The following is a 10,062-nucleotide window of genomic DNA, read 5'->3' on the forward strand; positions in this document are numbered from 1 at the left end:
ACACTACTCGTAATTATTAATTCGAGGATAAATGTCAAAAAGGAATTAATATGATTAGGAATTTAATATTTATAGTTTTACTCTGGATACTCGCTGGTCAAGCTTTCGCTACGTCTGCGTTTTATATTAACCGTACAAGCGAACCGATTAAGGTAAGTTTAATGGTCGAAACATCACACCCTGTGGAGGAAGGTAAACAATACCGTTTGCCCGACAACGCAGAGCGAAACACTATCGTTATTCCCCCATACACAAAAATGAAGGTCGCAAGCTTTAATCGCTATAACGGGATTATTAATGGCGGGGTCTACAACTACTATTGGGCAGTTGCACAAAGAAATTCAAATGGTGACTGGGAAACAAAACAATATAACCCTATCGCACAGATTCAATTAAAGGGCCATGCTTCAGGGACTCACCTTAAACTCGGATTTAAAGGTAGGGAATTGATCACCAATTACAGCGCTGATGTGATCGATTTATACGGTATTGATGAAACACATACAGAGTTTGGAGCTAAAGCCATATACACATCTGGCTATGACAACATCGAGTTTGTCATTTCAGAGCATCAACTTTATCCACCTGATACGCGAGATAATACGTTAAGAGTCGCAACCTACAATTTATGGATGATACCTGCTGTTTCGTCTGATATTAGCGCCCGAACAAGCTTAATGGATCATAGCCTTTCCGGCTACGATGTCTTAGCATTTCAAGAAGCATTCTCAAATCGTAGGAACAGACTATTTGATGACCTTAGTGAGGAATATCCCTATCAAACTCAGGTCTTGGGGGGAGACAGTGGCGCTCTCTATGATGGAGGAGTGGTTACACTGAGCCGCTATCCGATTCTAGAAGCAGATTACCTCGTTTTTGATCACTGTTCATCGACAGATTGCCATGCTGACAAAGGCATAGTCTACACAAAGATTGAAAAAAATGGGCAGATATATCATGTATTTAATACCCATCTTGCGTCATTTGGCACTCGCAAGGCGAAGCGGCTAAGAAGACTTCAATTGGGGCTACTACGTACCTTTATGTTGACCAAAAATATCCCTGAAGATGAAGCAGTAATTTATGCGGGTGACTTCAATGTTGATAAGAATAATCACTTTTCCGAATATCAACTTATGCTTTCAATTTTAGAAGTAGAACCACCTACCTTCGCTGGATATACGCAAGGAACATTTGACCCTTCAATTAATAAATACGCTGCTGCCAAATACTCTGGGGGAACAAATACCTCGTACCTAGATTATGTTTTTACCAGCAAGAGGCATCGTCCAGCGACCCAAAAATTAAATACCGTACGCTTAAAACAGCGGGTTAGCGATTCAACTTGGGGCGAGTGGCACCTGTCCGATCACTTTAGTGTTGATGGACACTTTGTCTTCGAAGAATAAAACATGACAACTTAGTGCTGCTTTATCAGAGTATCCAAGGCTAGGTTTAGCGAGAATAGCTTGCCTACAGGCAAGGCAACGCTTTGAAAATCTGGTCGATAATAAAATGCCGCTATACACAATAGCGGCATTTGTATCTTGCCCCAATGTCACCACCAGCTAAAACGCCCAGATTGTACTCGAGTTTAATAAAACTCAAGCTCATCATTTAAAAAACCAATGGCAGACTGAACCAAAGTATCGATCTAAGTAATAATATTGTTTTTCTGACAAGAAATTGACAGATTTCAGATTTTTATTGAACCTGATACCGCTACCATCGTTGTTATCACAAGCCCCGAGGCCAATGTTCCAAGGAGCTAACAATCTTGGTTATGTGAAGCACATCATGTGTCAATTCACTGGCTAAGAGATCAATCTGATCGTTGATTTAAAAGTTGTGCATTAGGAGTAAGTAATGAAAAAACAAGCGGTGGTAATTTCTGCATCTCTACTGATGGCTTCAGTAGCTCATGCTAATGTTTATGTCGGCGGTAAAGTGGGTAAATCATGGATGGATGATGCCTGTGTTGCTGGTCAGCCATGTGATGATGAAGATTCAACATATGGTGCCTATGCTGGATACGAGTTCAACCAAAAGATTGCTATAGAGGGCGGTATTGAAAGACTGGGTAATTACGATAAAAGTGCTTTTAACGGCAACGTTCAAGCCTTTACCCTAGCTCCCAAATTTAGTCTCCCTGTAACACCAGATATTGCTTTATACGGTAAAGTCGGCGGTGCTTACACCAAGTTTGATGGTAAAGATGATTACTCATATCTTGGTGCTGCTGGGGTGGAGTTTAATATTAGTAGCAACGTGACTGCTCGCGCAGAATATCAAGCGTTGACTGACATCAATAACGATGTCACAAAAGCCATGGGTAACAGCGCAACTATCGGCATCTCATACAAATTTGGGGCGAGTCAAGCACCAGTCGCCACTCAGCCAGAACCAGTCATTGAAGATGTTGAAGAAGTCGTGGTCGAAGACGTGGTTGTTGAGCCAGTCATAGTAACCAAAATATTTGATGCCAAAGTGATGGGCGCTGGTAACTTTGAGTTCGATAGTGCCAAGCTCAAACCAGAGAGTGCCAATGAGCTTGATAGTATCGTTGAAGTCTTAGAAGATTATCCTCAGTCTGTAGTAGAGGTTTCAGGCTACACGGATACATCTGGACCAGAAAAGTACAACCAAAAGTTATCTGAGCAACGTGCTCAAGCTGTGAAAGCTGTGCTTATCGCCAAAGGCATCGATGAAAGTCGCATTACCGCTATCGGTAAAGGTGAGGCCAACCCTATAGCGTCAAATGAGACGCTCGAAGGCCGTAAACAAAATCGTCGTGTAGAGATCAATATTCCGGCATTTGAATATCAAGTCGAAGAATAGACACTGAGCTTAACTGGGTAGAGTTGGTAAAACATACCATCTCTACCTAACATCCAATCGCCCTTCCATAAATCTCTTGAATTAAGCCAATTAGGGATAAGCGCCAAATCTACCTAGACGACAAAGCCGAGTTGATACGTCTATTAAAAGAAGGCAACCAAAAAGCCAACGCAACAGCCAATACAACTGTACAAAGAGTGAGGGCTAGCTTTGGACTCAATATTTTGGAATATTAAAAAGTCAGCCGCATCACTCATAATGTGAGGTTTATTAATTTGTCACTGCCTGAGCCAATGTGTTTTCAATCGCCTGGCTAAGCAGTGACGAATCAGGAGTAACTGAACTTGGAAAGCTTGCCACAACCTCCCCTTTGCTGTTGATAAGGAACTTATAAAAATTCCAGCGTGGTTCAAGGTTGGTTTGCTTTTTTATCTCTTGGTAAACCGGATTTGCCTGGTCCCCCTTCACAGACGAGCGAGCTAACATTGGAAAAGTCACACCGTAGTCTAGTCGACAAACTTTCGCCGTATTTTCTTCAGACCCGCGATCTTGCTTGAAATCATTAGAGGGAAAGCCAAGTACCGTAAATCCTGCCGTCTTGTACTTTTGGTATAGAGCTTCCAGACCTTCAAATTGAGAGGTATAACCGCACTGACTGGCTGTATTAACAATAAGTACCGCTTTTTCCTCAAATGCATCACACAATTTGACACTTTCAGTAGAATTTAGCAGTCGCTGGTCGCTTTCCAGTATCGGGCGGCAATCTGCCACGGCGTTTCCAACAAAACAAAGACTAAGTAACCAAGAATATTTCATCATTACACTCCTATTTACCCGAAACATACGCATAATGATGTATAAAAGTTCAACCATATACCCAAGTGACTTCAAAATGCAGGGTTCAGAGCGAGTTGTCTTGCTTTTTTAAGAGATAAGGGATGAATAGATAAAGCAGCTTAGGTGTTATCTGAATGATTTTAATTTGATTTGGAATTTAGAAATATGGAGGCGCGTCCCGGAGTCGAACCGAGGTCCACGGATTTGCAATCCGCTGCATAGCCACTCTGCCAACGCGCCATATTTTTATGCCTCTATGGTAAGGCAAGAGAGATGGTGCCCCGGGCCGGACTTGAACCGGCACAGCGCGAACGCCGAGGGATTTTAAATCCCTTGTGTCTACCAATTCCACCACCAGGGCACGCTATAAAGCGATGGCGACACCATCATTCCTTGGCTCAGTTGCCTTGGAATGACGCTACTTTAACGAATTACTTCACTTAATCAAGTCATTATCGCTAATAAATTGTTTAAGTGCTCGAAATCTAGACAAAACGCGATAAAAAGCAGCATTTGGGGCCGGTGAAAGACAAAATAAAGCCTCAACAATTGATCGATGCAAAGAAAACATCAGCCAGAACCGTACGTTCAAACTTAAAAACAAGTACCTTGTTATCTTTATCTTTGATCAATATTTCAATATCGGTAAGTTGATCACTCGTCGCAATAGGAAAAGATGCCACGTAATAAGACCGATATAAACCACCATCATATTGGAACTGAACTTTTAAATGTGGCTGTTCACTTTTACCCAATATCTGCCCTTTATCATCGTACAACTGGATGGCTATTGGCACAGCCCTAGAATCAGGGCCAGCGATCTCCACTGAGACCTCAACATTACCATTCTCGGCCACTTTAGGAAAAACACGCACACTACGTGAATCTAATGTTTGTTCGATACCATCGTATTTCGTTCTTTGGTAACCACAAACGATACTTGCGACTTCCACTTGTCCCTCACCAACGATGGGACGGTAATAATCACGTGTAGTAGGAACCACAGCACAACCAGAAACCAAAAATAATAATACAAATAATTTTAAAAACGACTGCATACAGCACCTCATAAGTTTTCATAGATTATGAACAGCGTTTTATTAAAATTAAAGTATTTTGTTAAACTATTTATCTTACTATTGTATACCCAAGTAAGATGCTAGGTTCAGCGAGAATTGCTTGCCTTACAGGCAAGGCAACGATTTGAACATCTAGTCATCTAAATTGAGCATCGGTAACAACGAATGTAAGTCATGTAAAACTAACAAAAGCAAATTGGTTCACACCGAAGGGACTAGACACCAACATCAGCATGTCGATGTCTTAATATTGCTAGTTCACGGCTTTGGCCATTACGCGAGCATTTTCAAACCCTAACCTTGCAAGCGAGGCTTTATCAAAGTCCATGCTAAAAACTAGACCATCAACTTCACTTTTTAGCCAATTATCAGGAATACTTTCCACCCATTCCTCATTCACAGGTCGCTCTCTCCCAACCTCTATAAAATCTGTGAAGCGGGATCTCGCCTCAAAACGGCCAGTGATAAAGGAATAAAAAGGTCTCAGTGTTGCCCCCGTAGCATAGAGCATTGATTCCAAACCGTAGGTACTAATTGCCCAACTCCAATCCCACCACTTGGATTCTCCCGGTATGTAGCGATGATCCCACTGATATCGAATGTTTTCTGCATGTTCGCTTCCCCGTCCAAGGACAAACGAATGTGATTGGATCGGCCGGTTGGTTGGGTGAGAATGCCACGCGTTGTCACCTTGGCGTAAAAAGCCATCAAAATTCATCTTGTAACTAATATCGAATCCAATTTTATAAGAATAAGCAATATCAGAGTGATAGAAATGTAATTGGATGGGCAATATTGAATGAGGAGGAACGCTCAGTCGGGCTTGGCGTGAGACTGGTTCTTGTTTCTCTTCTTGGTTTGTATTCCCATAGGTTTGCCCCGCGGGTAGAGTAATATCAAACTTTGTTGCACCAATTTGAGGCCATCGAAAATCTCGATTAACACGCACGTGCTGCCCGAGAGCAAAATCATCATCTTTTGACCAGTCCACGCCTTGCTCAAACTGAAATTCAACCTCAATTTGTTTTAAAATATCAGAGTCGTTAATAATATATGCCGTCAGAGTCTTAACAAGATTCCGACCAGATTCAGTCATGTCATCATAAAAAAATTTGCGTGGGTTCAAGACATAATTAAAATCACTGACTGTTATTTTCGTTTTTTCATCACACAGTTCTCGCTGGCAAGGCGCTTGATAACCTTGGAGGGTCCAAGCATCTGACTCTTTTGTTATCACCATATCTTGACCTATATAGTCCTCCTGGTCACCAGAAACCCATTCATACCCCAGGAAATGAGCGAGATAACTCACAGGACGAACAAAGTCATCATAGTTAGAGACCAAGCGTCTCTGAATTTCGACACTTTCTGCGCTATCTATGCTTTTTGCATCGAAGGGAATAATGTCGGTTTGGGGATGATTGGGGTAGCACAAGGTGTTCTCTTGTGGGCCCCCCGGTTCAATAAGACCCTGATAACCCGAGCCCTTGATAACCCAGTTGTCTTCTAGACCATAGACTCCAAATTCATCGATTCTCGAAAGCAGTGCTCGCTTATGTTCTCTCGCCTCATAATGTTTCAGCAAACGATACTCTGCAGGGCAGTAATGAGAAGCAAAAATTATCTGATCAGAAAAAACCTTCGCGTTGGAGGAATAGGACATACAGCAAAGCGGGATGCTAAAAAGAACGTATTTTTTGACGTTTAACATGGTGACAAAACCTCTAAACCTTGACGTTAAATTATTGATTAATATATTTTTATGTTCTTGATCGTTCGACCAAAGTGACGGTACTTTTTCACAAAATTACTTCTTGTCGCAATGAAATAAATTGAAAATAAATACCTATACATATCAATAATTAAAGATAAGAGGCTTAATATTTAAACCAAGTGATATGACATTAAAGAATATACAAAAGGAAAGCCCACTATGCAGCAGCGAGCTTTCCTCTGTAGGCAACTACTCCACCAAACTTACGTTAAGATCTGCATCTCGAAAGCCTAAACGTTCTAACTTTTCTCGATCAAAATCAGAAACGACTTCAACTTCTCCAGCTCGAATAAAGCTTACATTTTGACTCTCACTGTTTAGTTTCGACATTTCGATTGGACTTTCTTCGCCAATTTCCATTGTTCCTGCATATTGAGATTCTGCATAAAAGTCCCCTGAAACATAGGAGTGGAATGGCCGTAAACTTGCTCCCGCTGCATACTGCATTCTATTTAGACCATACTTGTTGATTGCCCAGCTCCAGTCCCACCATTTTGTTTCTCCGGGTATATACCGGTGATCCCACTGATAACGGACATTGCTTTTTTTATTACTTCCACGACCCATAGTGAAAGTGTGAGATAGGTAAGGTCTATTATTCGGATGACTGTGCCATGCATTTCCTGACCAGCGTAAAAAGCCATTGAAGTTGACGTCATAACTGATATTGGCCCCAAAACGGTAGGGATATGAGATGGTTGACCGGTAGAGTTCAACACGAATTGGGATTTCCGACTGAGCGGGTACCATTGGCCTGACCTGCAATGTCACTTGCTTACTCGTTGAACCACCATCAGAGCTTGAAAAGCTCTGATTCGCCTCAAATCGAATACTAAGCTTGGTTTTTCCAACCAGAGGCCATTGAAATTCATTCTCAGTTTGAACTGCCTGAGAAAAACCATAACTATTGGTTTTGGACCAGTTTGTCGCTTCGGAAAGTTTAAGATCAATAACAACTTGCTGAGGGACACTACTATAATTTCTGGCTTTAGCACTGATAACATCCACCAACTCTCTTTCAGACTCAGTTACACTGCCGTGCCAGAAATCTTTATCATTTAGGGTGTAAGCAAAATTATTGACCGTAATTTTGGTTTTCTCATCACACCGATAACCACTACATGAACCGCTGTTATTGCCTTGAATTAGCCATCCGTCTCCCTTTCTTTCAACAACCATATCTTCGCCCACATATCGGCTATGATTTCCTCCTAGCCATGCATAACCAAGGTAATGAGCCAGATAGCTAAGTGGACGAATGAAAGCATCGCGGTCATTAACGAGATCATATTGAACACTTACCTCATCTCCCTCGGGCACAGATTGAGCCGGGTAGTCAGGAAGACCTGCATTGCTCTCAACCGGATAACACCATGTTGAGTGATTAGCGATATCACGCTTAATCTTTCCGTGGTAACCAGGTCCCATAATGACCCAATCATCTTTTAGACCAGTGATTTGCCACGTAGACATACGTGCTAGTAAAGCGGATGTTTGCTGTCGTGCCTCTGTCCTATCCAAAGGCCGATATCCCGAACGACACTGATCCTCTCCCAATTGGTCGAACACAATTTGATCAGGAAAAATTTTTGCATAAGTACCGCTAGACAATAAGGATAGTATGGCTGCAACTATGACTTTCTCTTTGACGTTGTACATTGAAAACCCTCTCGATAATCATTTTTATCTTTATGAACTTTTTGATTATTGCCCATCCTAGGCAATAAATTTACTCTTTCACAACGAGGTTAATTTTCACATTGAAATTTATTGAGAATAATTAACTCAATTTAAACATAGAGATAGGATAATGTTTTCATCAAGTGCTGAATTTGAAATATTATTTTTAAAAAAAGTAATATTCTTTTATATTTTTGTGCGAGTCATATCTCATAAGCTTTATAGTAGTTATTTAAGTATTTCACTAACTTGAAATATTAGAAATAGTACTTAATATGAGTGGTCTTACTCATAATATACCCTCCTCTTTTTCATTGATATGATTTCTAGAGAGTGAATGCTAAATATTACTGTTTCTAGGAACCTCAAGCTTTACAGGCTACCTTTTATTGACGGACGAGTAGATAAGAGCGAGAATTTATCAAATCCTCAAAAATGACATAATCATTATTCATAGATAAGATATTAATACTAGCCGACATGGGAGACTGTTTAAGTAAAAGATATGCCAATGTACTACGATCATTAATAAGAGAGGTCATATTATTAATTGATATAACATCTACACTTCCTGATATTGCAAAAGATACGCTATCACTTTCCGTAAGACTACCATTAAAACGAAACGTCACTAGAGGATTCATTTCTCTATCATGAAGAGAAAATACATGAGTTATATCTTTCCCAGAAACATGTACAACCCCATTCGTCTGCCTTATATTCTCACCGATAAAATCAATGGAATGATGCTTAAAAAAATACTCAGGTGATTTTTCTCTTTCTGGATAAAAAATAGCGAAAAATAGTAAGCATATAGAAAATAATAAATATATATATGAAATCATACATCTCTCGCTATATTATCTAAGTATTTTTTTATCTTACTATACGTAGTATCTATTTTATCGTTTTCAATAAATATATTTACAGACTTCTTTGTGCTCTTGTTATATAAAGCCACACTAGTACTATTTTTATTATTAACCAAATATATTACACAATCACACTGTATTTCTTTTAAGGACTGTATCAAATTATTATTTAAACCTGATTTTGATTTAATAAATAACTCTAAATTTCCACTTTTATAAGGTTGTTTTTTTTCTTCTACCTTAATTAGTGAAAGATCGAAACGTTCTTTACCAGAAAAAAATAAAACTGAAGAAAGCAATAGTAAAAAGCTAGCTGTTATATTAACCCATAGTTTTACTTTCTTAGATCTTGGTTTAGGCTCACTTTTTTCAACTTTTATTGGTTGAAATTTTGATACTTCTTCATCAATAACGCTCTGTATATCATCCTTATTTACAAGCCGATAGCCAACTTTGGGTACTGTTATAATTGGTGAATCTTTCATTCCAAGTTTAACAAATGATTGTCTTAATATACTGATACTTTTTGATAAAGATGTTACACCAATATATTTACTCCCCCATGCGTGACATATTATATCCTGTTTTGGAACAATATTCGGAGATCTATCTAGCAAGATGCTAAGAATCAATGATTCTCTATACCCCACTTTTACGGTGCACAAATCATTATATATAATATTTTTTATTGGATTAAACTTGATCATGTCAAATGCTATTTACAAAAATAATTATTATAATCAGATATGACTATAAACTGACTCACATGAAAATTAATGGGATGAATGTCTCTATATTGAACAATAATTCCATTTTATTTTAATTTTGTTAAATTAGATTTAATTATCGCTATCAATAGCAAACACAATTAATATTAAGCAAGACTATAGATTTAATGGCCAATGTTTCATTACAATTTAATATGATTATAGTTAAAAATATCATCGAACTATGCTTGATATATTTAACTATAATGAGCACT

General features: G+C 39.2%; 8 protein-coding genes and 2 tRNA genes. 2 read left to right on the top strand and 8 right to left on the bottom strand.

Annotated features, from left to right (window positions below):
- The first annotated feature begins 50 nt into the window (after positions 1–50).
- Entirely contained in the window at positions 51–1,409 is a 1,359-nt protein-coding gene (locus tag RH40_RS19790; RefSeq protein ID WP_009603505.1) for a sphingomyelin phosphodiesterase, read from the top strand.
- Between the two features lie 457 nt (positions 1,410–1,866).
- On the top strand, positions 1,867–2,838 hold the full coding sequence (locus tag RH40_RS19795) for an OmpA family protein (RefSeq protein WP_009603506.1): 972 nt from the start codon (positions 1,867–1,869) through the stop codon (positions 2,836–2,838).
- A 270-nt stretch (positions 2,839–3,108) separates the two neighbouring features.
- On the opposite strand, the gene RH40_RS19800 is transcribed toward RH40_RS19795, so the two are convergent.
- The 8 genes from RH40_RS19800 to RH40_RS19835 all read right to left on the bottom strand — a co-directional run bounded on the left by RH40_RS19800 (position 3,109) and on the right by RH40_RS19835 (position 9,787).
- Positions 3,109–3,654 carry a glutathione peroxidase gene (locus RH40_RS19800; RefSeq protein ID WP_009603507.1) on the bottom strand — a complete coding sequence of 182 codons (546 nt, stop codon included), beginning with the start codon at positions 3,652–3,654 and terminating at the stop codon, positions 3,109–3,111.
- Positions 3,655–3,841: 187 nt separating this feature from the next.
- Positions 3,842–3,915, bottom strand: a tRNA-Cys gene (locus tag RH40_RS19805).
- 34 nt (positions 3,916–3,949) lie between these two features.
- Positions 3,950–4,036: transfer RNA gene (locus tag RH40_RS19810), tRNA-Leu, on the bottom strand.
- Positions 4,037–4,217: 181 nt separating this feature from the next.
- Positions 4,218–4,733: a hypothetical protein gene (locus RH40_RS19815; RefSeq protein ID WP_009603508.1), complete on the bottom strand. Its 516-nt coding sequence runs from the start codon at positions 4,731–4,733 to the stop codon at positions 4,218–4,220.
- Positions 4,734–5,007: 274 nt separating this feature from the next.
- A complete protein-coding gene (locus RH40_RS19820) occupies positions 5,008–6,465 on the bottom strand; it encodes an aerolysin family beta-barrel pore-forming toxin (protein ID WP_009603509.1) in 1,458 nt (485 codons plus the stop codon).
- Between the two features lie 252 nt (positions 6,466–6,717).
- Positions 6,718–8,187, bottom strand: coding sequence for an aerolysin family beta-barrel pore-forming toxin (locus tag RH40_RS19825; protein ID WP_009603510.1), 1,470 nt, complete (start codon positions 8,185–8,187; stop codon positions 6,718–6,720).
- A 407-nt stretch (positions 8,188–8,594) separates the two neighbouring features.
- On the bottom strand, positions 8,595–9,053 hold the full coding sequence (locus tag RH40_RS19830; protein WP_009603511.1) for a hypothetical protein: 459 nt from the start codon (positions 9,051–9,053) through the stop codon (positions 8,595–8,597).
- The gene (locus tag RH40_RS19835; RefSeq protein ID WP_009603512.1) at positions 9,050–9,787 is read right to left on the bottom strand and encodes a winged helix-turn-helix domain-containing protein; all 738 of its coding nucleotides are present in this window, start codon (positions 9,785–9,787) and stop codon (positions 9,050–9,052) included. The genes RH40_RS19830 and RH40_RS19835 overlap by 4 nt, the downstream gene beginning before the upstream one ends.
- Positions 9,788–10,062: the final 275 nt, after the last annotated feature.

The sequence above is a fragment of the Vibrio caribbeanicus ATCC BAA-2122 genome (genome assembly GCF_000165125.1).
GTDB classification, from domain to species: Bacteria; Pseudomonadota; Gammaproteobacteria; order Enterobacterales; family Vibrionaceae; genus Vibrio; species Vibrio caribbeanicus.

What these genes read in the sequence shown, in the direction of transcription:
- RH40_RS19790 (WP_009603505.1), top strand. Translation starts at nt 51, where the DNA reads ATGATTAGGAATTTAATATTTATAGTTTTACTCTGGATACTCGCTGGT.
- RH40_RS19795 (WP_009603506.1), top strand. Translation starts at nt 1,867, where the DNA reads ATGAAAAAACAAGCGGTGGTAATTTCTGCATCTCTACTGATGGCTTCA.
- RH40_RS19800 (WP_009603507.1), bottom strand. Translation starts at nt 3,654, where the DNA reads ATGAAATATTCTTGGTTACTTAGTCTTTGTTTTGTTGGAAACGCCGTG.
- RH40_RS19815 (WP_009603508.1), bottom strand. Translation starts at nt 4,733, where the DNA reads ATGCAGTCGTTTTTAAAATTATTTGTATTATTATTTTTGGTTTCTGGT.
- RH40_RS19820 (WP_009603509.1), bottom strand. Translation starts at nt 6,465, where the DNA reads ATGTTAAACGTCAAAAAATACGTTCTTTTTAGCATCCCGCTTTGCTGT.
- RH40_RS19825 (WP_009603510.1), bottom strand. Translation starts at nt 8,187, where the DNA reads ATGTACAACGTCAAAGAGAAAGTCATAGTTGCAGCCATACTATCCTTA.
- RH40_RS19830 (WP_009603511.1), bottom strand. Translation starts at nt 9,053, where the DNA reads ATGATTTCATATATATATTTATTATTTTCTATATGCTTACTATTTTTC.
- RH40_RS19835 (WP_009603512.1), bottom strand. Translation starts at nt 9,787, where the DNA reads ATGATCAAGTTTAATCCAATAAAAAATATTATATATAATGATTTGTGC.